Origin of the sequence: Paraglaciecola psychrophila 170 (genome assembly GCF_000347635.1) — a bacterium.
In the GTDB taxonomy this organism is placed as follows: domain Bacteria; phylum Pseudomonadota; class Gammaproteobacteria; order Enterobacterales; family Alteromonadaceae; genus Paraglaciecola; species Paraglaciecola psychrophila.
In genome coordinates this window covers 543488-567229 of record NC_020514.1, presented here as the reverse complement: position 1 = coordinate 567229, position 23742 = coordinate 543488, and the positions used below count along the sequence as shown (strand labels likewise).

The window sequence follows — 23742 nt, the reverse complement described above, 5'->3', positions numbered from 1 at the left end:
GTTATCATCACCTTAAAAGTTCAGTGAGATTTTACGCTGATATTCGCATCCCAACATTCAAGCCATAAGCACTGATGACCCCCTTCGGGTTTGCAGCGACGACTTGTGCCAGCAGACCTAAAGGATTTCATCTGACAGGGAGGGCTAAGTTAGTATCTGCATAAATTTAATTCACGATCAGTGCATAAACTTATTGTACTGAAAGTGGCAGCTGCTTGAATTGTATCTTTGTTAAACGTGACTTCTGTTGACTCTTAACCAGTAAGTGATATACATCAACCCCACTCCTATTAGTGTTGCAACTATACTGACTTTTGAGGACAAGGCCGAAAATACCACGAACCTAGGTGAATCAATATTCGCACCGTTATTGGAGAACAAATCTTGGCCGAATGCAAAATATTCACGTAATGTATTCAAGAAAAACCCCTCATCAAGGTGCAAATATTTCACGACAAAAGATTCAATAAGCACTATGGCAACTATGGGTAATATGGCCCATAAAAAAGGAGCTTTGTTGGCAAACATCGAGGCTAACATTAACCATGCAAAGACAGGAAACATCCACAATGCATAGGGTAGCAAGTTTAACCATATAGAAGTTAAGTTGCTAATAATATCAGCACTGCTCCATAATCCCCACAAAGATACGTCATACCCTATCGACAACACCAAGCAAGCAATGAGTGCAAATAATAGAAAAACAAACACCACACAGGTGGCTGCCAGCATAAATATCGTTGGTACCACTAACGCCCCAGTGATCAGCTTAACGCCAACACTTAATACATCTGAAACAGGCAGTGATCGCCAAAAATAAATGGATAAATCACGTCTTTCGTCAAACAAACAATTCGTAAAATAATAAAGTTGTATGATCAGCGACACCATAATAAATGGAACGAACATCCCCATAATGGCAGTCAGGAATATACGGGTGAACCCTTCAACATTCGCTAAATTATCTACATTGGTAACAATATCTAACCACTTAGCCGATTGGTAATCTTCCATCAATATCAATTGAAACAAAGGCGCAACTATAATAAAAACAGCGATGATGAGCGGCACCCAAAATAAGGTTTTTTTAAATTCCCATATTTCTTTTCTAAAACTGGTGATGATTTGTGAACTGTTCATTGGATAGTCTCCTTGGTCATCATTCCGACAAAAATATCAGCTAATGTGGGTGTACTTACTTTACCTAAAGTAGCGAGAATAGCTGGGTCGGCATTATCAAATAACATGCTAGTGATGCCCATCATGCTGTTGGTAAAAAGTGGGTTATGGGCTTTGGCTTGCTCGAGATGTTCGTTGTCAACTGCGACTAATTTAAAGCGACTGCGAATATCATCCACGCTTTGATCTAGTACAATCTTACCATCACGAATAAATGCGGCGTCAGTCAGAATATGTTCTATTTCTTCGATTTGGTGAGTGGTGACTATGATGCATTTATCTGCGTCATAAAAATCTTCCAATAAATGTGCATAGAATTGACGACGGGTTAAAATATCTAAGCCAAGTGTAGGTTCATCCAAAATCAGTATTTTTGCATCAACGGCTAAAATTAAAGCTAAGTGCAATTGTGTCACCATACCTTTGGATAAGGTTTTTACTTTAGCTGTTGCAGGTATATTGGTTTTGGATAAAAACGCTTCAGCCTTTTGTCGATTGAAGTTCGGATGTACACCTTGCATATAAGTCAGAGCTTGGTCGACTTTTATCCACTTTGGTAAAACAGCAACATCGGCGATATAAGCGACATCAGCCAGCATTTTCTCCCTGTTTTTGCTCGGGTTGTATCCTAAAACATCTATGTCACCGTCATATGTGGTTAGACCTAATAACGCCTGTAAGCAGGTTGTTTTACCCGCACCATTTGGGCCCACTAAACCTAAGATTTGTCCAGCACCTAGGGTTAAATTAACATCCTTCAATACCTGCTTATTTTTATAAGACTTATGTAGTCCTGAAATCGAGATCATAGCTGACATTATTTATTCCCCTTGATGGTGCGTGGCAATTCTTCTATTGAAAGCTTTAATCGTGAGATTTTCTGCAATATCAGTGGCCACTCGTTAGCCAGAAAAGACGTTCGCTCATTTTCCAATATGCGGTGAGGTGCTCCAGGCTTAACAAACAAACCTTTTCCTCTTTGTTTCTCAACATATTGCTCATCCTGTAACATTTGATAAGCCTTAGAAATAGTAACGGGATTAAGTTGATATTCAGCCGCAACTTTTCTAACCGAAGGTAAAGCTTCACCTTCTTGAATGTTGCCATCCAGAATGCGCTGTATTACTTGTTGGTATAACTGAATATAGATAGGAGCATCCCCATTCCAATTAATTGTCATTTATTACCCCAAAGTACAATGTGTGATTAGCTACCATAGTGATATACACCACCAACACACCATCAGCAATTATTTTGACCTTACTATTTGTAAGTAATTATTACCTTTATTAGCTTTAGGCATAAATATATTGCTTCAGGACGTCGCAACTTATATAGAACTTGCCTTAAATAGCTTAGGGAGCAGCATTTTTTGAAGCTGGTACACAATCAGTCCAGCTAACACTAAGGCACATGCTTGATAAAATATTCCCATCATATTTGAATGTTCGCCATGGGATAATTGCATTTCCCAATCAAATTTCTCAAACAGAAAATCTAACATCAGCCCAGAGACCAATGCACTACTTATGATAGCCAGTAAATACAGACCGAGCTCACGTTTGCCTAATTCGTTTTTAATCACCATCAAGGTGGCGATGTTAGTAGCAGGCCCCGTCAACATAAATACTAAAGCCGCACCGGGTGTGATGCCCGATAACAACAAACCTACAGCAAGCGGAGTTGAAGCCGTAGCGCACACATACATAGGAATTGATATCACCACTACCACTAACATAGCCAAGATACCCTGAGCATATTGAGTTAAGAACCCCGCAGGCACTAAAGTAGTCACCAAAGCCGCAAAGAAAATACCAACCAGAAACCACAGCATAAAGTCTCGTAGTAACTGACCATAACCAAACACCAAAGCAGTTTTTATTTTATCGCTAATGGTAAACGCAACAGCACTGGATTTATGGCAGCAACTGCTTTGTGATTTGCCTTGCGATTCAGGTTCTGGCTCAATTGCACTCTCTTGTTTGCCAAACCAAAGTACTAATAACCCTGCGACTATGGCAGAAAAAATTGCTGCAATGGGTCGTGCCACTGCCATTATGGGGCCCATTAACGCATATGTAATACCAATCGAGTCAACACCCGTTTCAGGTGTGGCAACCAAAAAACTAGCGGTGCTTGCTTTACTTGCACCACTGCGTCTTATTCCCATTGCAACGGGAATAACAGAGCATGAACACAACGGAAGCGGTGCACCAATCAGCGCTGCAGTTAGTATTGAACTTTTACTGCCTAATGTTTTTTCTACCCATGTGCGCGGGATCCATTGATTGATCATCCCAGCGATAAACATACCTAATAATAAAAAAGGTGCAGACTCGGTAAAGAGCAACACAAAATTTGAGAGAAGATCCATATTGTTACTCTTGTTCCAAGGCAGCGATGATTGAACAAAACTCTGCACTTTCTTGACCACCACAGCAATATTGCTCTAGCTGTTGTAATGTCTTTTGCATCTGTTTTAGCTGCGCAATTTGCTGCGTGATATCGGTTATTTTGGTACTGGTAATCGACTTAGCTTCAGCACACACATGCTGGCTTTTGTCATGCTTAATTGCCAATAACGTAGCTGTTTCGGCCAAACTAAAACCGCACTCTTTACTACGTTTTATAAACTTAGCCGTGGTTAGATCATCTTGTGAATATATACGGTAGTTACTTTCGTTGCGTTGTGAAGCACTAAACAAGCCTGTTTTTTCGTAATAACGTAATGTATGCGCACTGATACCAGAACGCTCTGCTAAATCACTTATTTTCATTTTACCTCCGTAATCTTTGACTCAAATAGTAATCCTTAGAGTAACATCTAAGGTCAAGCGATTATTTAACCTAAACGCGTAATAAAGTATTTTTTACTGCACGCTATTGCTTGGCTTATCTTCTTCGAACCTTTGCCCGTAGCTCACCTTAATATGCGCAACACATCTAACATTGAATTAAAACACACACTTACTAAATACAAATGATGCCTAAGCTTCGGTATTAAAGATAAGCGGATGTTAACAATTTGTCGATAGACTCGCTAAATACAAATACTAAATTACACTTAGTAGGAATTTATAAGAGGCAAAAAAACTATGAAAATTAGCAATCTATTTTTACTTATACTTTTATCTTTTCTTGTTAACGCATGTAAACCTGAATCGACAAGTGACCAAGCCTTACCAACACCTATTGTTGAAGCTGATACTCAAGCAATAAAATCGATAAAGAACAAGGCACCCGCCAAAAACTGCCAATTTGTGCTTGGATTTGACGCATGGGAACCGTATCAATATGTAGATGTTGGAGATCGGGTTGCAGGCTTAGATATTGAATTAGTTGCAGCAGTAGTTAAAGGCATAGGATGCCAACTCACATTTCAACAAGGCACTTGGGTTGATTTGTTAAAGGCGCTGAAAGGGGGGGAAGTGGACATACTATTGAGAGCATCTAAGACCGAAGCCAGAGAGCAGTTTGCATTTTTTAGTGACGCATACCGAATGGAAGAGTTTTCTCTTTACATTCGCAACGGCGATAATATTCGAGCCGAGTATCAAACCCTGTCTGATTTTACTCAAAATGGCAGTAAAATTGGGATAGTAGGGGACTACGTTTATGGTCCAGAGGTAACAGATTATCTAGATAACCCTGAGACATCTCAGTATTTTTTAAATGCCATTATGGGTGAGCTCAATGTGGCTAGACTACTAGATGGCGATATAGACGGATATCTTGAGGATAGTTTTGTTGGGGCTTCATTACTTAGGCGCAAAGCATTATCTAATTACATTGTTGCCCAAGGTATTACCATACAAACTGGAAATGCTTATGTGATGTTCAGTCAAAAAAGTGTGGCACCAGAACAACTTTATGAATTTAATGCACAACTAGAGAAAATAAAAAACAATAATACTTACCAAGATATTTTAGACAAATATTCTTATTAACGGCTCAATAAAGGGGGGGTCGTCTAACAATGCGAATGCCCCGCATGACTGAAAGTGGGCGCCTAGTTGTTTGATTGCCAGACATAGGTACCTAGTTTCGACGACAGTGGCTAGATTTTTACATACCTAAAGATTAAAAAGACAAGGAAAGTTGTAACCCGTAAAATATTTGTTTGTCGCTATCCCAAGTTTCACTATCAATCTGACGAGCTTTGACAAAACCTTCTATGCGGATATTTTTTGCGTTGATCCCTGCCCCTAAACCAGCATAGCCATCTATCGCATTATCTTCTTGGCCATCATTAAAGTAATTATCATCTCGATTATCATCTACGACAAGTTCAAATGCATCAAAACCAGCCTCAATGTAGAAAAAAGCCTGTCCGTAAAATCCTAACCTTACACCTGTATCCAGCGATAGGAAATTTTGCATGCCCCCCCTGTCATCTAAAACTTCAGCATAGTTGAGGGATGAGACAAGCTCGCCTTTGACTAAACTATGTCTTGGACCTATGGACATCGTTACCCCTACTCCAGTGATAGAATCCGTAGCATTAAACTCATGCTTTACGAAAATATCAAATGGTTGGTTGGCATAACTCGATGAGCTGAAAAAAATAAGACTTAAAAAAATGACTCTAAACATGCTCACGTAACCATTGGATATACAAGGATAACGAGTATCCTATTAGAAGAAACCTTAATCAAATGTGAATTAGGCTATTTCGACACGTGAAGACCCACAAAATGATAGCTTTAAGTTAGTGTCTTCAACTTATCCTGCTATGATCTGTGCCTAACTATATTAGGATCAGATAATGCATAAAGTTTTTTTCAAAGGTCGCATTGAGGTGCGAGAAAAATATCAACGATTTGGCTATAATACTAACAGAAAAGTGAAATTAGGCACTGTAAATTCGCCCTTAACACTAGTGGTCAATTCAGAGCTGCGCAAAAAAGAAATCGAGTCAATACTGTCAGACAAGTCACTTATTGCAAATATCGAAATTGATGCAAATCAACAAGAAAATATTATGGAGCTAGACGCAATCTTAAATAAGCCTGCAACACAAACCACGACTCCTACATTAAATCGCAACGCCCCCTGTAGTTGTGGAAGTGGCAAGAAATTCAAAAAGTGTTGTGCTACGTAAATAGCCTTAAGATTGATTTTTTAAATAGTGATTATGCATGGCTTTTGTAAAAGTGCTGAGGATAAAAACAAACACCGCAAAAAAACATACAACGTTACCTAGGTCTGATAGCAATGGCTTAATCCACCCTGTGCGCTTCAAAGCAATATAGACTACGATAAAAAAGCTACTAATAATAAATAACAACATAACTGCACCTACTTTTTTGCTAAATTATAGTCAAAAAAATTTATTGACAGATATACATTGCTTATAGCCGACTTATACTTTTCCAATTTCGAGCTAAACCTATTAAGCTATTGATTTTTAATTATAATAAATGGAAAGTTAGGTGAAGTTTTAATTACTTAATGGTGGAATATTATCTTTTAGCTACACACTTATGATTAACAAAGAGGCATGTCCAACTTGCATGGGAAAATAAAAAAATTCGAAACTTAAACGCACCGCTCCCAGTACCCATAGGGTCAATATCTAATTATAATAAATGTTTGATACTTGAATCTTTTGCATCGCTCAATTCAGCTATTTATTTTTAATTATGCAAAACCAGAGGTGAAAAAGTATTCGTATTTTAATCGTCACTATAATCGGACTTCTAATATTTCCAGTTCTTGCTAAACAACAGCTTAAAATTGCAGCATCTATATCAAATAGTGCTCAGCGCGCGGCCTATTATAATTTAATCCGAGCGTTTGAAGACGAATACCCAGATACGCAGATATCTATCACCTCTTTTACCAGCGAAGTGTTTAAAACAAAATTTCCGCAGATGTTGTTATCAGATCAATATGACATTTTGAACTGGCACGCAGGTGAGCGTTTATTTGAATACATTGAACAAGGCAACGTTGCTTCAATAAGCGATATATTTACTGCAAAAGAAATGACCGGCATGTTTGAAAAAGTAGTTATTGATGCCATTTCACTTGAAGAAAAAATCTATGCCTTACTTATATTTTATTATCAAATAGGCTCCTATTGCCATAAACCTTTATTTTTAAAATTTGGACTAACTGAGCCCAGTAATTGGGACGAATTTATCGAAGTTTGTGACATTCTCAAGCAAAATAATGTGTCACCCATCTATATTGGTAATAAGAGTAACTGGCCTGCTACAGCATGGCTTGATTATTTAAACCTGAGGTTGAACGGTATACAGTTTCATAAAGACCTTATGCGAGGTGAGGCATCCTATTTAGATGAGAGGATACAAAACGTCCTAAAGAAACTCCAATATATCAGTGAAGCAAACTACTTTATTCAAAACCATCAGGATTTGGAATGGAAACAGGGACTCCCACTATTATCTAGTGGTCTCATCGGGATGTCGATGTTAGGAAATTATGCCGTTCAAAATTTTCCAGAAAAAATTATAGATAAAATTGGTTATTTTAAGTTTCCGATATTCAATAACCAATTAACTTATTACGAAGAAGCCCCCCTTGATGTTTTAGTTGTACCGACCACTTCCGAACACATGGCATTAACCAAATTATTCATTCAATTTGCCGCACAAAGTGTTAATCAAGAGAACTTTAATATAAGTTTAGGGATGTTATCACCTCATAAAAACGCCCAACAAAAAAACTCCAGCTTAGTGCAAGAAGCTTACATTACACTTACTAATGCTGAAGGCATAACCCAATTTTTCGACCGCGATAGTAAGAAAGCCTATGCCGATAAAGCCACGCCCATTATCGATGAATTTTTGCTCAATTTAGATATTGAAGGTACCCAAAAAGCACTTGAAAAAGTGCGGCTTACAATATTCACAACACAAGCTATACACAAAAACTGAAGCCATACTTAAGGAGTGTTCATGGACAAATTTATGCAAGCCGCAATCGAAGAAGCACAAAAAGGATTAGCCGAAGGGGGGATTCCGATAGGTTCAGTTATCGTACATAACAACAAAATTATCGGCCGTGGTCACAACCGGAGAGTGCAAAGCGGTAGCCCAATTTTACATGGCGAAATGGACGCATTTGAAAATGCAGGTCGTCAGTCTGCTCAGACTTATCGAGAATCGGTTATTTATACTACCTTATCACCCTGCTCAATGTGTTCAGGAGCTATTATTTTATACGGCATCGGAAAGGTAATCGTAGGAGAAAATTACACATTTTTAGGAGACGAAGCTCTTTTAATTGCTCGTGGTGTATCCGTAGAGGTGTTACAAAATCAACAATGCATACACCTTATGCAAAGTTTTATAGATACACATCCTCAGCTGTGGAATGAAGACATTGGGGTTTAAAGACAACTAAAGCACCCTTAAAGCATATAATTATCAACTTAATGTTAACTATAATTAAGGAGCAACTTTTATGAATATGTCTTTTAGGGAAAAAAGTATTTGGATTTCATTGATCTCCACCCTGCTGATTTTTAGTGACTATTTTTTAATATAATAGCTTTAGGTAACCTACCTGAACAGGTCGCTAAAACCGCAGCAATAGAACTATCAAGTCGCGCTTTTGTTCTCATCATTATTGTTGAAATAATATTTCAAACAGTGCTTGCGATGAGTAATCGTAAAGCAGCTAAACTTGGTGCTGATGAAGGAGATAAATTATTCGAATATAAAGGTAACAACTTTGGCTACACTGTATTAGTTATTGGCGTGTTAATAACATTAGGAAGAATGGTTTCTCTAGAAATAAGCCCGGAATTTATTGAACAATTTAAGGTGCTAAACATCCCATTTTTAACTGCACATATTTTGCTTTTCAGTTTCATTTTTTCTGAAGTAGTTCGATTTTCTACACAACTTTATCATAGAGGTAGTCACTAATTTGTCTACTCTCCCCATCAAAAATAAAATTCGAGAACTGCGTTTTTTTGCTGATGAAATGACTCAGCAAGAGCTCGCAGAATTGATTGGCGTAACACGACAAACGATCATGGCCATTGAAAAATGTAAGTACTCACCTACACTTGAGATTGCCTTCAAAATTGCCGAAGTGTTTGGCCAGTCTATTGATGAAGTTTTTCAATATAATTCAGCCTAAAACATTAAGCCGCAAGAATTTAAAGCTAGTGAAGAGAGAACATTTAAATATCCATCTTTTGTCATAAAAAAAGAGTAAGCGCCTACTTACTTCCCAGTCCACTTAACTTTGTACAGGTCACGTCTTCTATCCAGATAATTTCTGACTGAGCCTTCATTTCGAAGTTGCGTCAATCTATCCAAATCCAAATCTACAATTAACGTCATTTCTGTGTTGGGTGTGGTTTCTGATACGATCGCATCATGAGGAAAAGCAAAATCAGAAGGAGAGAAAACAGCCGATTGTCCATACTGAATATCAACATTATCTACCTTAGGAAGGTTACCCACACTACCCGCGATAGCCACATAACATTCGTTTTCAATTGCCCTTGCTTGGGCACATATTCGCACTCTAAGATACCCATTTTTAGTGTCTGTCCAGAAAGGAATGAAGAGTATCTGAATCTCTTGTTCTGCTAAAATTCTGCCTAGTTCTGGAAATTCCACGTCGTAGCAAATAAGAATTCCTATCTTACCAAAGTCAGTATCAAAGGCCTGAAGTTTGTCGCCACCTTGCATGATCCAATCCTTCTTTTCATGAGGTGTTGGATGCAATTTATATTGGCAGTCTATTTGCCCATCTCGGTGACATAGGTAACTGATGTTATATAATTCATCATCCTTAACAACCGGCATTGAACCTACAATTACATTGATATTATATGACACAGCCAAACGAGACATTTCAGTTAATATTTCGTCGCTGTACGTCGCTAAATTCCATATTGCATCGATTGATGTTTCGGCGGGTTTGATACCCATAAGCGGCGCATTAAAAAACTCAGGAAATAGTGCCACATCACATTTGTAATCAGAAAGAGCATCAATAAAATATTCAGCTTGTTGCAATAATTCTGCGACATCGTGAAAGTAGCGCATCTGCCATTGTATGCAACCCACTCGTGCTGTATTTCTGTGGCCACCAAAAAGCTTGGGAGATTCAGCATTATAATAAATGTTATGCCATTGCAGAAGAGTGGCATAACCCATCGACGCTTTGTCTTCTGGTAGATAAGCCTTGAGTATTTGTTTCACCTCAAAACCGTTTGAAATCTGAAACGTTAGAATGGGATCGAACAGGTCTTTAGATTTCACAGCCTCGATATATTCATAGGGTGTCATAGTGGCAGCATGTTTTGCATAATTGGGTATACGCCCACCAGCCATAATCGATTTTAGATTAAGGTTTTTACATAATTCTTTTCTGGCTTCATACAAGCGACGCCCCAACCTAAGGCCTCTATATTCTGGCGAAACAAAAATATCTACACCATATAAAACATCACCTTTTGGATCATGCGTGCCTAAGTAAGCATCTCCAGTAATTTCATCATAGGTGTGTTTGTCACCAAATTTTTCATAATCCACAATGACCGAAATTGCAGCGGCTACTACCTTGCCTTTGTCCTCAATACAAATCTGACCTTCTGGAAAAGTATTAAGCTGAGCCTGATAATTTTTTAGTGGCCACGCACCTCCCACTTGTAAATAGACGACATCCATTAACTCCTTCACATCAACATAATCTTCGAGCGTAAGATATCTAAGTTCTAATTTATGTGTCGTGTCGTCAATGCTTGGGGTTGGTTTGGTTTCTCTATCTTGCATAGCTACTTCTCTAGTTATTTATTTATTTATTTTAAAAGCACTTTATTGAGTGAGATTAAGGCTACAAGTGATGGGTATTTACTTTGACGTTGTATGCTGCATATAAGATACACCAAAATTATAATAAATCACTATGGCGAACTTAACTTTTATCGATACCATATGGGTCGGTATTTAAGGGGATATAGATGGTCAGTCAAGAACAGCGGAAAAGTGCATTTTTATGGTTACTCAATCGACTTAAATAAGGTCAAGTCGCAGTGCCTATTATTGCCCGAGATTTCTCCTCTGAAGATTGGGCTTTTGTATTCGAGGGGCTACCCAAAGACCTACGGTTTGAGTTGTGGCAAACACTCAATGAGAGTAAAAAGTCACCCATTTTGGCTGCGATGCGAGGTGACTCTCGTGAGAAACTTATGTCGTTGTTGTCTAATCAGAACATTGAAGACCTTGCGTTTGCCAGCAGCACCGAACACTTAGTCGAAATACTCGATGCTTTACCCCACCGAGTAGCAAAAGATTTGATCAAAAAACTTAGCGCCCAAGAGTCAGGTCTAATCGAAGAGGCGTTAAACTATTCCGACGAACAACTGGGTCGTTACGTTAACCATGATGTATACGCTGTCAATAAGAGAGTGTCAGTAGGCGTATTATTAGAAACGCTGAAGACTGAGGCCCTACCCACCTATACCGATAGTATTTTAGTAGTCGACGATACGGGGCACTATTTAGGCCAAGTAGATATAAATCAATTATTTTCGTGTGAAGCAGGTACTCCACTTATTCATGTGGCTGAATTTTCAGATCACGTATTGCAGGCGGACCTAGACCTGTTTGAAGCGTCTGAAGCAGTAAAAAGTAGTGGTCGCTCGATGTTACCTGTTATCACTAAAGAAGGGCGTTTACTCGGACGTTTTTCTGTTAAAGATGCCATTGACGTTTATCAAGAATATTATGAAACTCAGTTGTCACATATGGGCCGCGTTAGCGACGAAGACTTATTTGCGCCTGTTTTTACGAGCTCAAGACGCAGGGCAGTATGGTTGGGGATAAATCTATTAACTGCTTTTGCCGCTTCAATTGTGATAGGTATTTTCGATGAAGTAGTGGCACAAGTAGTCGCATTGGCTGTATTGATGCCCATTGTAGCAAGTATGGGCGGCATTACTGGTAGCCAAACATTAACCGTAACCATCAGGGGGTTGGCCACAGGCCAGTTAGCCACATCTAACCTGACGGCTCTTGGGAATAAAGAAGTCTTAGTGGCCTTCTTTAATGGCTTACTTTGGGCTTTAGTTGTATCGGCTATTACTTCTTTTTGGTTTGACAACCCGTGGCTGTCAGCCATTATTGCAGTGGCGTTAATTATCAATATGCTTATTGCTGCTATAGCAGGCATAATGATCCCAGTGTTACTCGACAAAATGGGGATTGATCCTGCTCTTGCTAGCTCCGTAATACTAACCACAATGACTGATGTGGTAGGTTTTTTTGTGTTTTTAGGATCAGCATCATTACTTTTGGTTTAATAACGATTAATCGTGCTAGCCAGCACAATTGTTGTTTATTATAATCTGCTTGTTTCAACCCTTTTGATAGACAGTAAAATATTATGCCAAAAACTATAAAGTGGACAGTTGATGACTCGGAAAATATCTACCGAGTAAAACGTTGGGGCGCTGGCTATTTTGAGATTGGTCAAAATGGAAATTTGCATGTGACCCCCGATCCGTCTAATACCAACATGCGCATTGATTTCAAAGAAGTAATAGATGAAATCAAACAAGAAGGAATTCAATTTCCTGTGGTGGTGAGATTTCACGATATTCTGCGCTCGCAAGTAGCATTGCTTAACCAAACGTTTCAACAAACGGTTAAAGATGCTGAGTATCAAGGCGAATATATGGGTGTGTACCCTATAAAAGTGAACCAGATGCGTGAAGTGGTAGAAGAAATAGTCGATGCGGGCGCCCCCTTTAACTATGGTTTAGAAGCCGGCTCAAAGGCTGAACTTTTGACGGTAATGGCGCTGAATACCAATTCTGAGTCACTCACCATACTTAACGGATATAAAGACCAAGAATTTATGCAGTTGGCTCTATTAAGTCGTAAACTGGGTCGAAAAACGATTGTAGTCATCGAGAAGTTTTCAGAACTAATTCTATTAGTAAAAACGGCTAAAGAGCTGGATATAATGCCAATTGTGGGTGTTCGCTCGAAGATGACGGTAAAAGGTCGAGGCAAATGGGAAAGCTCTGGTGGTGATAGAGCTAAATTTGGCTTAACTATCAGTGAAATAATCAATGCCGCGCGTTATCTTGAAGAACACGGTATGGCAGATTGTTTAAAATTATTACATTTTCATATTGGTAGCCAGTTAACTGACATTCGTGCGGTAAAAGAGTCCATCATCGAAGGCGCAATGATTTACTCTGAGCTGCACAGAATGGGCTTCAAATTAGAGTATGTTGACGTTGGGGGTGGTTTAGGAATTGATTATGATGGCAGTCAATCAACCAATGACTCTTCTCGAAACTATAACATGCAAGAATATGTTGCAGACATTGTATATGGCATGAAGCAAGTGTGTGATTTAGAAAATGTTCCCCACCCTACTTTAGTTAGCGAAAGTGGCAGAGCCATTACCGCGCATCATAGCTGCGTAGTAACTGAGGTGGTAGGTGAGATAAAAGCACACGGAACCGGCGTAGATACTATGGCTGTGGATGGTGAACACATCTTAGTGAGCGATATGCGAGAACTAGCAGACATCATTGATAAACAAGACAACCTTCAAGAAATATTTAATGACGCCTCGCAATTTAAAGAACAGGCCTTAAATGCATTTAAACTGCGGGTAATATCCCTAGAAGAATTAGCAAAAATTGAAACCTTGTACTGGCAGATTATGAAAACTGTTCAGTTGCGTCTCAAGGACGCTGAGTTTGTACCCGAAGAAATGCAAGAGCTAGACTTTGCGTTATCTTCACAGTATTTATGCAACTTTTCAGTATTTCAATCAGCTGCCGACACTTGGGCAATAGACCAATTATTACCTGTAGTACCACTGACCAGAATGAATGAAAAACCAACCATCAACTGTTCCTTGGTAGATATCACTTGTGATAGCGATGGAAAGTTAGACCAGTTTATTAGCGAAAGTGGTATATCAAATATTGTGCCGATGCATAAACTAGAGCCAGATGAAGACTATTATTTGGGCTTGTTTTTAACCGGTGCTTATCAAGATGTGATGGGTGACATGCATAACTTGTTTGGTCGCTTGAACGAAGTACATATATTTAGTCATGACGAAGATCCACAGGGCTTTTACATTGAAGAAATGGTCAAGGGATCTTCGGTTGAAGATGTATTATCGATCATGCAATATCATCCAAGTTCAATGGCCAAAAGCCTGAAGAAAATGATCGATGTCCACGTTTCACAGGGGAAAATGAAACCTAGAGAAGGCGTTAAATGGACAGACTTCTATGAATATTGTCTTAAGGGTTATACCTATTTAAAAACTTAGCTCTTAATAACCTGCACCTAGCACCTAAAAATTATTTATTCTGAATAGTATTAGGTGCTGTTTGGATTGAGCCTGCTAGTAAGCTTACTTGTTCTAGATGTTTAAAACAGCGGGCCCAAAAGTCAGGCGTAAACTCATTAATCAAGTTGGATTCCGCATTCATCAACATCACATAACCCACGCCATATTCCGGTGAAAATGCGATATCTGCGCGGTAACCCTGTACCCAACCGCCATGATAATTAAGAGTATGCCCTGCAAAATCATAGATGCGCCATCCTAGTCCATAGTGGGCATCCGTCAGAGACTTACGCCATTGGCGGCGATACACTTCATTGGTACTTTTAGTGAGCGGAGTGGTTACCTGGGAAATCAACTCAGGAGAAACAACTTCTGGCGACTCACCTAGAAGTGCCCGCATCCAAATAACCATGTCCCGCATACTCGCGTTGACACCAGCTGCGGGAGAGTACTTGTAATAATCTTCTCGTACTGAAGTCGAACGCCAGCGATTTTTTGAAATCGCTACATGCGGTCTTGCCCAATTAGCAGATGACTCTAAACCCGCTTTTCCAACACTCGCATTAGGCATGTTTAATGGTTCAATCAGAGTGTGAGTCAAGGCCTGGCCATAGGAAGAATGATGTTGCTCAAAATACCCGTCTACCACTGCAAACAAGGTATTTTGATAAGTATAACATTGCCCTGGCTGACACAAAGGTTTGAGGTCTGAAAGCATAGTAAGCACTCGCTTAACAGCATAATTTGCTTCAATTAAATTATCATAAGCATTAGGCGTATAGCCACTCGATTGGCCAATAACATGTTGTAATACCAACTCGCCGCTGTTCCCTTTTGCATGAGAGAACTCGGGCACCAATTGCGCTACCGGCATTTGCCAATCCAATTGATTTTGTGCAACATATTTGGCTATTAACATTGATGTAAATGTTTTTGATACCGAAGCCAACCTAAAGACAGTATCTATGGCAATAGGTTTGCCTGATTTACTTTCTTTGCCATATACAACCACCGAAGCAGGTTTACCTTTTTCGATATAAGCAAAAGTATATCCAGGCAGATTCTTTTCTTGCGCTTTGCGTTGAATATCTTGAGAAAATTTACTCAACCAATTATCTGCAGCAAAACTCTGCTGGCTCAATAAGCTTAAAAGCAACAGAGGCCCTAGAACGGGCTTAAACATGAAAGAGTGAAAGTTGTTCAGGTTTGCTTAGTATTTCTAATAAACCCATGATGATATAAACAAAAGAAGTCACATTATTCCTATATTAGATTGCACTGGCTAAACTATATTTAGCCTAATAATGGCCATTATCCTCCTTGTTAGTACTTAGGATCAACAATCATTATGAATTGTTATTATTAACCACTATTGACTACCGTTTTTGTCGCACTAATTCGATAGAAGTCTTTAGAATAAACATAACGATGGCATCAAAGCACACAATAATGAATACAGATTATCAACAAGCTCGACTGACTAGAGATCCTCGTTTTGATGGCACATTTTTTATTGCGGTTAAAACGACAAATATATTTTGTCGACCAATTTGTCCAGCTAATGCCCCACTTGAAAAAAATGTAGAGTACTTTCAGTTAGCTCAGCAAGCCATGTTAGCAGGCTATAGACCTTGTTTACGCTGCCGACCTGACAGCGCACCCCACTCCTGCGCATGGCAAGGAGTGAATACCACGGTACATCGAGGGATGCGTTTACTCAGGCAAAATAGAGAACTGAGCATTCAAGCCATCGCCACTAAGTTAGGTATAACCGATCGCTATTTTCGGCAGCTATTTCAGCAACACTTAGGCTTAAGTCCAAAACAATATCAATTATTTGATAAGGTTTTATTTGCAAAGCAACTACTTCACGAATGCCACTTGCCGATTGAACATATTGCACATGCTAGTGGTTTTGCAAGTGCTCGGCGATTGCAACATAATTTCAAAAAGGTGACCGGCTTAACACCCAAACAAATCAAGCACGGTAAAAACAAGCAAGACGAGCTTATTAGCCTTAGGCTAGCTTTTCGGCCACCTTTCAATTGGTAGCATATACAATCTTTCATGGCTTTGAGAGCAATTAAAGGGGTTGAGAGTATCACCGGAAATTGTTATTCGAGAACGTTTGTTATTGGAAAAGATAAAGGTTGGTTTAACATTTCAAGCATTCAAGACAAACATTATTTGAAGGTAGATATAAGTCTACCCAATATTGAAAAGTTGGCGACTATATTAAGTAATATTGAGAGAATGTTTGATATCAACGCAGATACCACAACTATCCAAACTCAATTAGTAAGATGCGGAGTACCGGAAGACAAGGTAGTCACAGGATTAAGAATACCCGGTGTATGGGATACATTTGAAGCGGGCTGTCGTGCCATTCTAGGTCAGCAGATATCAGTCAAAGCGGCCGTTACCTTATTATCCCAATTAACCAAGGAATTAGGCGAGACACAAGGTGAGAAACTTTATTTTCCAATAGCTGCAGCGATTGCAAATAGTCAGCTTGGTTTTCTAAAAATGCCACAGAGTCGCAAACAAACCTTACGGCTGCTTGCAAAACATCACCTTAACTTAGTAGGCTCATCAGATTCACCAGACACACAAGACGCTTCTGTAGATACTTGGTTAAATATAAAAGGCATAGGACCTTGGACTGTAGCCTATGCAAAAATGCGGGGGCAATCATGCCCAGACATATGGCTCAACACTGACTTAATTATAAAAAACAAATGGCAAAAATAAAAATAGAAACTGAATTAGCGCGTCCATGGCGAAGCTACCTAACATTGCAACTCTGGAGTATGACGTGACTAAACCTAATCATTTTTTCGAATATTTGGATACAAGGTTTGGCACACTAGAAATTTGTGCCGACCAAGATGGCGTTACGTCAATCCGCTTTGTCACAGATATGTGTAAAACAAGCAATCGGTGTTTGAATACCCAACAAGCAGTTGCGCAATTGGGAGAATATTTTGCAGGTGCAAGAACTCAATTTAGTTTGGACTTAAACACAAAAGGTACTAATTTTCAGCATCAAGTTTGGCGACAACTGACTACTATCGAATATGGAAAAACCCTTAGTTATGCGGATATTGCCAAAGATATAGGCAACCCAAAAGCAGTCCGGGCTGTTGGCGCAGCAAATGGGCGCAACCCCTTTACGATTGTTGTTCCTTGTCATCGTGTTATCGGCAGTAATGGCAAGTTGACGGGTTATGCGTGGGGTACTTCAATTAAAGCAGGTTTGTTAGAATTGGAGCAACGTGTTGTTTTATCTAATCCAACACGCTGAATGCTTCAATCAGAATCAATTAACTGCATCCTAACCATGTTTCTACCATCACGTTTGGCAGAAAATAAGGCATCATCTGCCGCAGAAATAACTTCAGACATAGAGCGAGGCGTTGCAGTAAAAGATACCCCAAAACTACCTGTTATATGGATAGATGTTGTCCCCGTAGTAATAGTCATAGCCGCCATTTTTTTGCATAACTCCTGACATAATTCAACCGCTTCGTGAGGACCAGTATCAGGCATCAATAAAATAAATTCAGCTCCACTCCAGCGCCCTAAAATATCTTTTTCACGAGAATCCTGTTGTAACATTTGTGCAACTTGACGCAGCACTATATCGCCAGCTTTCCTACCGTGAGTTTCATTAATAGGCATAAAATTATCTAAATCAATTAACACTACACTTACCGGTTGCTTCTCATACATCAGTTCTTCAAATTTTAAGGTGATGTTACTGCGATTAGCCAGCTCGGTCAGGATATCTATTTGTTTGATTTTTTGGATATCTTTTTTGAAGTAATATAACAAGTTGTATATCAATAAAAACAATCCAAATATCACGGCTAGTAAGGTCACTATACTAATAATAAAGCCTCGACTTATTTCAGTTTGTCGAGATTGCAGTGGAGTAATGATGTATAAAGTCCAGTCAAAGGGCTGAATATTAAGTTCTGCTATCAGTGCTTCTTGGCCATTAATTTTCAATAACAAATTATTCAATGACCCTTGTTGTTGCTCAGGTTTTAATGTTTGAAACCATGGTAAACCTGCTAGGTTTTTGAACGTCACACCTTTGATTAGTAACTCGGGATCAGATGTTAGAGTAATATCTTTATTCTGATCAACAAAAATAAAATCATATCCGTAGGTCTTTTTATATTCATTAAACACTTTGGTAAATGCATTCAGGCTTTTTCCTACACCAAATACCCCCAGAAAATTGTTTTCATCATCGTAAATTTTTAAATCAATGTAAAACTGAGGATTTTGCCATTGTCCAATATCGGCCATAGCATCTTCTGGCTGGGCTTTATATCGAAAATACCAATCAACTTTATCTTCAGTCAGTTCGATTTTTCTACCTTCTGAATCATATTGAATACGACTAATCTCACTAGCAATAAAAAAGTTTAATGAAAATTCTTTATTCAGGCGCTTTAGGGTCGCAAATATTTGGTCTTCATTGTCTTTCGGACTGCGCATTAAGTCTTTGAGCTCTTTTGCTTTAGCTAATGTCTGTGAAATATGCAAAGGCTGCATAAGCTGTTCTACAACCAATTGTAACGCGGGAGAATGGGATTTTTGTTGGGCTCTACTTTGTTCGGCAACTATTTTAGATACACTGATATGGACTAAGGTGACGATAGATATCACAACCACTGCAAACAGCATTAAGATACTTCGATGTAATGTACGAAAAATATTCACGGGCAGCCTTGCTCTTAATTTATCTAATCTGTCTTCCAATAACACATGCCAAAAGGCACTGAACCCTATCATAACGGAGAATTGTCTACAGAGTAATCAGCCTGGTACTTTTTTTTATTAATATTGGTTGAAATCTATCTGAAGCCCTTATATTAGAATGACTATTCTGATGATTCAGCTGCACTTTCTTCAGTATTCTTGGAATATGAATAAACCAAACTTTTTTACACTAATTCAGCTACTGACACTACATTAGCAAATAAGTAGAATGTGTTAATATTTAGGATGTCGCACCAGTGGGCAACAGGTATCTCTCTTTTAAAGGAAATTGAATGACTTTTTCAGTAGTAGTTTTAGCAGCAGGCAAAGGCACTAGGATGAAATCTTCTTTGCCTAAGGTATTGCACCCCATTGGCGGCAAACCCATGGTTCAGCACATCATTAATACAGTAAAAAAATTAGGTGCCACGCATATACACTTAGTATACGGACACGGACGAGAGCAGTTGCAAGATAAGCTGAGCCACAATGATTTGACATGGTGTTTACAGGACCAACAATTAGGCACTGGCCACGCAGTTCAACAAGCAGCGCCTCAGATACAAGATAATGAAGATGTTCTGATATTAGTGGGGGATGCGCCGCTAATTAAAGAGTCCACATTGCAGCAGTTAATAGCCGTAAAAAAACATGCTGACCTGGCTTTGCTTACGGTAGAACTAAAAGACCCGACTGGTATGGGTCGCATAATCAGACAAGGTGAACAAATCACCGCCATTGTTGAACACAAAGATGCTTCTGAATCACAACGTCAAATCAAAGAAACTAACACCGGTATGATGATTATGGGGGGCAAAGATCTAAAACGTTGGTTGTCTGCCCTAAACAACAATAATGCTCAGGGCGAATTCTATCTAACTGATGTGATTGAAATGGCCGCCAAAGAAGGTAAATCTATCCATGCTTCACAGCCCAGCTCAGCAATTGAAGTAGAAGGGATCAACAATAGAGTGCAACTTGCTTCAATCGAACGAGCTTACCAATCGGAACAAGCGCAAGCATTAATGATGCAAGGTGTATCATTATTAGATCCATCACGCTTCGACTTAAGAGGTGAATTAGACGTCGGACAAGATATCAGCATAGACGTGAACGTCATCGTTGAAGGTAAAGTGAAAATTGGTTCAAACGTCACTATCGGAGCTAATTGTATTTTAATAGACAGCATCATCGAAGATAACGCGACTATTCACGCCAACTCAATCTTAGAACAAGCCACTGTAGGCCAGCACTGTAGTGTTGGCCCCTATGCTCGACTTCGCCCAGGCTCGGTTATGAAGGAGCAGTCTCGTGTAGGTAACTTTGTGGAAATGAAAAAAACCATCTTAGGCAAAGGCTCTAAAGCCAATCATCTCACTTATCTTGGCGATACCGTGGTTGGTGAGGGTGCCAACATTGGTGCTGGTACCATTACCTGTAATTACGATGGTGTAAATAAATTCAAAACCATTATTGGTGATGGCGCTTTTATTGGCTCGAACAGTGCACTGGTGGCACCAGCCATTATAGGTGTCAATGCAACCGTTGGGGCTGGCTCTGTTGTGACTAAAGAAGTAAGCGCTAATGAATTAGCCATTGCCAGAGCGAAGCAAAGAAATGTAAGCAATTGGCAGCGACCACAAAAAAAGTAAGCTGCATGTTGTGCTCTGTGTGCGCAAATTTTGATGCCTAACAAATGCCTAAAGTGGATTCAGTTTAATGTTTCACAAAAACATAACTTGCAATTCGTAAGATTAAATTTAGAATAAGTTTCGATTTGAAACTTATTCTAAATACATGCAAAAACGAAATACCCAACAAAGAAGACGCACAATCGTTGAGCTGCTTAACCGCACTGGTGAAGTAGCAGTAGATGAATTAGCCAAGTTGTTCTCCACTTCAGAAGTGACTATTCGCAAGGATTTTATTGAACTTGAAAGCAATGGTTTACTGCTCAGAAAATTTGGTGGTGCTATTTTACTACCCACCAGTTCCTCTGAAATGTCAGATGAAAAGGTATCTCCGTACAAAAAAGCGATTGCTGCCGCTGCGGCTTCTATTATCAAAGATCATAATCGCATCATCATAGACAGTGGCAGTACTACCGCCGCATTATTGCCTGAATTAAAGTACAAGACGGGTTTACTGGTGATGACTAATTCATTACAAGTAGCCAATTATTTATTAGAGCGGGAAAACGAACCTAAAGTCTTAATGACTGGAGGGACATGGGACACTCAATCCCATTCTTTCCAGGGAAAAATGGCTGAACTGGTGCTTAATGAATATAACTTTGATCAAGCTTTTATTGGCGCGGCTGGCTTGGACCCGCAAAAAGGCACCACCACGTTTAACGAATTAACACAATTAAGCCAAACAATGGCCAAGGTATGCAATCAAGTGATTGTTATGGCCGAGTCGGAAAAATTCCAAAGAAAAATACCGAATGTAGAGTTGCCATGGAGTGCAATTTCGGTTCTAGTAACTGACGACAAAATATCAGCAGATGTAAAACAACAAATTGAACAATACGGCGTAGACGTTATCTGCGCCAATACAACAGAGATTGAGGCTTAATATGTGTGGGATTGTAGGGGCGATTGCCGAACGTAATGTAGTTGAAATATTATTAGAAGGTTTACGACGCTTAGAATATCGAGGATACGACTCCGCCGGCGTTGCTCTATTAGATAGTCAAGGCAATCTCACCCGTACCAGACGAATAGGTAAAGTAAAAGAGCTGGCACAAGCGTTAAAAGAACAACCTGTTAAAGGTGCAACCGGTATAGCTCATACACGCTGGGCGACCCATGGCGGAGTAACCGAAGCCAACGCCCACCCACACTTATCATCTGAGCGTATTGCAGTGGTCCACAATGGTATTATCGAAAACTACCAAACATTACGCCAAGAACTGACCCAAGCCGGTTATGGTTTTAGTTCAGACACTGACACCGAAACCATTGCCCATCAGGTTCACTTAGAACTGGATAAATGCGGTGATTTACTTAAAGCAGTACAAAATGCTGTGACTAAGTTTCATGGTGCCTACGGTACGGTTATTATGGATAAACAGGAACCAGAACGCATTATTGTTGCCCGCTCTGGTAGCCCATTAGTGATTGGTTTAGGCATAGGCGAAAACTTTATCGCCTCAGACCAAATGGCATTATTGCCTGTGACTCGCCGCTTTATGTTTTTAGAAGAAGGCGATGTGGCCGAAATTTCCCGTACCAGTATTCAGGTTTACGATCAAAGTGGCGCTGTCGTAGAGCGAGAGGTGATTGAATCTGATGTAGAGCACGATGCGGGAGACAAAGGTGGGTACCGCCATTATATGCTAAAAGAAATTCACGAACAGCCAAGTGTTATCCGTAACACATTGCAAGGCCGTTTAAGTGATACCGGTATCAGCCCCAATATATTTGGCCAAGGTGCCGACAAAATATTTGCCGGCATTCAACATGTGCAAATTATTGCATGTGGTACCAGTTATCATTCAGGCATGACAGCACGATACTGGTTAGAACAATATGCGAATGTATCCTGTAATGTTGAAATTGCCTCAGAGTTTCGCTACCGAAAATCCTTTGTGCATCCCAATAGTTTGATCGTCACTATTTCACAATCTGGTGAAACAGCTGACACACTCGCGGCACTTAGGCTTGCCAAACAACAAGGTTACTCAGCAAGTTTAGCTATCTGTAACGTACCCGGTTCATCCTTGGTGAGAGAATCAGACTTAGCCTTTATGACCCTCGCAGGGGCAGAAATTGGGGTTGCCTCCACCAAGGCATTTACGACGCAGCTTACTGGCTTTTTAATGTTGACCCTAGCGATTGGCCAACATAACAACATGCTTCAAACAGACCACGACGACATTGTGAAAGCACTACATAGCTTACCCGCTAAGTTAGAAGAAACCCTGACGTTAACTGCAGGGATTAAAGAACTGGCTAAAGAATTTGCCGATAAACAACACAGCTTGTTTTTAGGTAGAGGCGATCAATACCCCATAGCGATGGAAGGGGCACTTAAACTCAAAGAGATTTCTTACATCCATGCTGAAGCTTATGCCTCTGGCGAACTTAAACATGGGCCATTAGCGTTAATCGACGACGAAATGCCGGTCATAGTAGTCGCACCTAATAATGAACTACTCGAAAAACTAAAATCAAACGTCGAAGAAGTCCGCGCTCGCGGTGGCATTATGTACGTCTTCGCTGACAAACAAGCCAACTTCAAAAGCGACGATACTATGCGCGTGATCAATGTACCTCACTGTGAAGCAGCAATAGCACCGATAGTGTATACCCTACCCCTTCAACTGCTGTCATATTATGTAGCGGTGATTAAAGGTACTGATGTTGACCAACCCAGAAACTTAGCAAAAAGTGTCACAGTGGAATAGAAAGACACTATTTAGATATTTTGTTGTAGGAGTATATTAATATTTGAAACTGGATATTAAAG

The 23742-nt window shown here is 39.6% G+C and carries 23 protein-coding genes; 14 read left to right on the top strand and 9 right to left on the bottom strand.

Annotated features, from left to right (window positions below):
• Nucleotides 1-231: 231 nt before the first annotated feature.
• From C427_RS02485 to zntR, 5 genes are all read right to left on the bottom strand, one after another.
• Nucleotides 232-1140 carry a hypothetical protein gene (locus C427_RS02485; protein ID WP_007640541.1) on the bottom strand — a complete coding sequence of 303 codons (909 nt, stop codon included), beginning with the start codon at nucleotides 1138-1140 and terminating at the stop codon, nucleotides 232-234.
• Complete coding sequence (locus tag C427_RS02480; protein ID WP_007640540.1) at nucleotides 1137-1997, bottom strand: ABC transporter ATP-binding protein; 861 nt, start codon at nucleotides 1995-1997, stop codon at nucleotides 1137-1139. Before C427_RS02480 ends, C427_RS02485 begins: the two co-directional genes overlap by 4 nt.
• Nucleotides 1997-2359, bottom strand: coding sequence for a GntR family transcriptional regulator (locus C427_RS02475; RefSeq protein ID WP_007640539.1), 363 nt, complete (start codon nucleotides 2357-2359; stop codon nucleotides 1997-1999). Before C427_RS02475 ends, C427_RS02480 begins: the two co-directional genes overlap by 1 nt.
• 150 nt (nucleotides 2360-2509) lie before the next feature.
• Nucleotides 2510-3553, bottom strand: a complete 1044-nt coding sequence (locus C427_RS02470) for an SO_0444 family Cu/Zn efflux transporter (protein ID WP_007640538.1) — start codon at nucleotides 3551-3553, stop codon at nucleotides 2510-2512.
• 4 nt (nucleotides 3554-3557) lie between these two features.
• Entirely contained in the window at nucleotides 3558-3956 is a 399-nt protein-coding gene (gene zntR / locus C427_RS02465) for a Zn(2+)-responsive transcriptional regulator (RefSeq protein WP_007640533.1), read from the bottom strand.
• Between the two features lie 318 nt (nucleotides 3957-4274).
• Here zntR and C427_RS02460 point away from each other — a divergent pair, with 318 nt between their 5' ends.
• Nucleotides 4275-5126 (top strand): substrate-binding periplasmic protein, encoded by an 852-nt coding sequence (locus C427_RS02460; RefSeq protein ID WP_007640531.1) that lies wholly within the window; start codon nucleotides 4275-4277, stop codon nucleotides 5124-5126.
• Between the two features lie 133 nt (nucleotides 5127-5259).
• On the opposite strand, the gene C427_RS02455 is transcribed toward C427_RS02460, so the two are convergent.
• Nucleotides 5260-5772, bottom strand: coding sequence for a hypothetical protein (locus tag C427_RS02455; protein WP_226991220.1), 513 nt, complete (start codon nucleotides 5770-5772; stop codon nucleotides 5260-5262).
• Nucleotides 5773-5944: 172 nt separating this feature from the next.
• Here C427_RS02455 and C427_RS02450 point away from each other — a divergent pair, with 172 nt between their 5' ends.
• The 5 genes from C427_RS02450 (at nucleotide 5945) to C427_RS02425 (ending at nucleotide 9294) form a co-directional block, all read left to right on the top strand.
• Nucleotides 5945-6280, top strand: a complete 336-nt coding sequence (locus C427_RS02450) for a PBPRA1643 family SWIM/SEC-C metal-binding motif protein (RefSeq protein WP_007640523.1) — start codon at nucleotides 5945-5947, stop codon at nucleotides 6278-6280.
• Between the two features lie 565 nt (nucleotides 6281-6845).
• Entirely contained in the window at nucleotides 6846-8081 is a 1236-nt protein-coding gene (locus tag C427_RS02440; RefSeq protein WP_307531261.1) for an ABC transporter substrate-binding protein, read from the top strand.
• Nucleotides 8082-8102: 21 nt separating this feature from the next.
• The gene (locus C427_RS02435) at nucleotides 8103-8540 is read left to right on the top strand and encodes a nucleoside deaminase (protein WP_007640515.1); all 438 of its coding nucleotides are present in this window, start codon (nucleotides 8103-8105) and stop codon (nucleotides 8538-8540) included.
• A gap of 267 nt (nucleotides 8541-8807) precedes the next feature.
• On the top strand, nucleotides 8808-9077 hold the full coding sequence (locus C427_RS02430; protein ID WP_007640511.1) for a hypothetical protein: 270 nt from the start codon (nucleotides 8808-8810) through the stop codon (nucleotides 9075-9077).
• A 1-nt stretch (nucleotide 9078) separates the two neighbouring features.
• Nucleotides 9079-9294, top strand: a complete 216-nt coding sequence (locus tag C427_RS02425; protein WP_007640509.1) for a helix-turn-helix transcriptional regulator — start codon at nucleotides 9079-9081, stop codon at nucleotides 9292-9294.
• Nucleotides 9295-9380: 86 nt separating this feature from the next.
• Here C427_RS02425 and C427_RS02420 read toward each other — a convergent pair whose 3' ends face one another.
• Nucleotides 9381-10943 carry a bifunctional GNAT family N-acetyltransferase/carbon-nitrogen hydrolase family protein gene (locus C427_RS02420; RefSeq protein ID WP_007640502.1) on the bottom strand — a complete coding sequence of 521 codons (1563 nt, stop codon included), beginning with the start codon at nucleotides 10941-10943 and terminating at the stop codon, nucleotides 9381-9383.
• 260 nt (nucleotides 10944-11203) lie between these two features.
• Between C427_RS02420 and C427_RS02415 the strand changes: the two genes are divergently transcribed.
• Both C427_RS02415 and speA read left to right on the top strand, forming a co-directional pair.
• Entirely contained in the window at nucleotides 11204-12472 is a 1269-nt protein-coding gene (locus C427_RS02415) for a magnesium transporter (RefSeq protein ID WP_007640501.1), read from the top strand.
• A gap of 83 nt (nucleotides 12473-12555) precedes the next feature.
• Nucleotides 12556-14475, top strand: coding sequence for a biosynthetic arginine decarboxylase (gene speA / locus C427_RS02410; RefSeq protein WP_007640500.1), 1920 nt, complete (start codon nucleotides 12556-12558; stop codon nucleotides 14473-14475).
• A gap of 31 nt (nucleotides 14476-14506) precedes the next feature.
• Here the strand turns inward: speA and C427_RS02405 are convergent, their stop codons facing one another.
• Nucleotides 14507-15679 (bottom strand): serine hydrolase domain-containing protein, encoded by a 1173-nt coding sequence (locus C427_RS02405; RefSeq protein ID WP_007640499.1) that lies wholly within the window; start codon nucleotides 15677-15679, stop codon nucleotides 14507-14509.
• Between the two features lie 266 nt (nucleotides 15680-15945).
• On the opposite strand from C427_RS02405, the gene C427_RS26925 reads away from it, so the two are divergent.
• From C427_RS26925 to C427_RS02395, 3 genes are read left to right on the top strand one after another with little or no spacing between them, the layout of a single operon-like run.
• A complete protein-coding gene (locus tag C427_RS26925) occupies nucleotides 15946-16548 on the top strand; it encodes a bifunctional transcriptional activator/DNA repair enzyme AdaA (protein ID WP_015430355.1) in 603 nt (200 codons plus the stop codon).
• A 15-nt stretch (nucleotides 16549-16563) separates the two neighbouring features.
• Complete coding sequence (locus C427_RS26920) at nucleotides 16564-17247, top strand: AlkA N-terminal domain-containing protein (RefSeq protein ID WP_015430354.1); 684 nt, start codon at nucleotides 16564-16566, stop codon at nucleotides 17245-17247.
• A 25-nt stretch (nucleotides 17248-17272) separates the two neighbouring features.
• A complete protein-coding gene (locus C427_RS02395) occupies nucleotides 17273-17800 on the top strand; it encodes a methylated-DNA--[protein]-cysteine S-methyltransferase (RefSeq protein WP_007640498.1) in 528 nt (175 codons plus the stop codon).
• A 5-nt stretch (nucleotides 17801-17805) separates the two neighbouring features.
• On the opposite strand, the gene C427_RS02390 is transcribed toward C427_RS02395, so the two are convergent.
• Nucleotides 17806-19230, bottom strand: a complete 1425-nt coding sequence (locus tag C427_RS02390; protein ID WP_034899841.1) for a sensor domain-containing diguanylate cyclase — start codon at nucleotides 19228-19230, stop codon at nucleotides 17806-17808.
• A gap of 332 nt (nucleotides 19231-19562) precedes the next feature.
• Here C427_RS02390 and glmU point away from each other — a divergent pair, with 332 nt between their 5' ends.
• From glmU to glmS, 3 genes are all read left to right on the top strand, one after another.
• Nucleotides 19563-20921, top strand: coding sequence for a bifunctional UDP-N-acetylglucosamine diphosphorylase/glucosamine-1-phosphate N-acetyltransferase GlmU (glmU, locus tag C427_RS02385; RefSeq protein WP_007640494.1), 1359 nt, complete (start codon nucleotides 19563-19565; stop codon nucleotides 20919-20921).
• A gap of 145 nt (nucleotides 20922-21066) precedes the next feature.
• Nucleotides 21067-21846 carry a DeoR/GlpR family DNA-binding transcription regulator gene (locus tag C427_RS02380; RefSeq protein WP_007640492.1) on the top strand — a complete coding sequence of 260 codons (780 nt, stop codon included), beginning with the start codon at nucleotides 21067-21069 and terminating at the stop codon, nucleotides 21844-21846.
• Between the two features lies 1 nt (nucleotide 21847).
• Complete coding sequence (gene glmS, locus C427_RS02375) at nucleotides 21848-23680, top strand: glutamine--fructose-6-phosphate transaminase (isomerizing) (RefSeq protein WP_007640490.1); 1833 nt, start codon at nucleotides 21848-21850, stop codon at nucleotides 23678-23680.
• The last annotated feature ends 62 nt before the right edge of the window (nucleotides 23681-23742 follow it).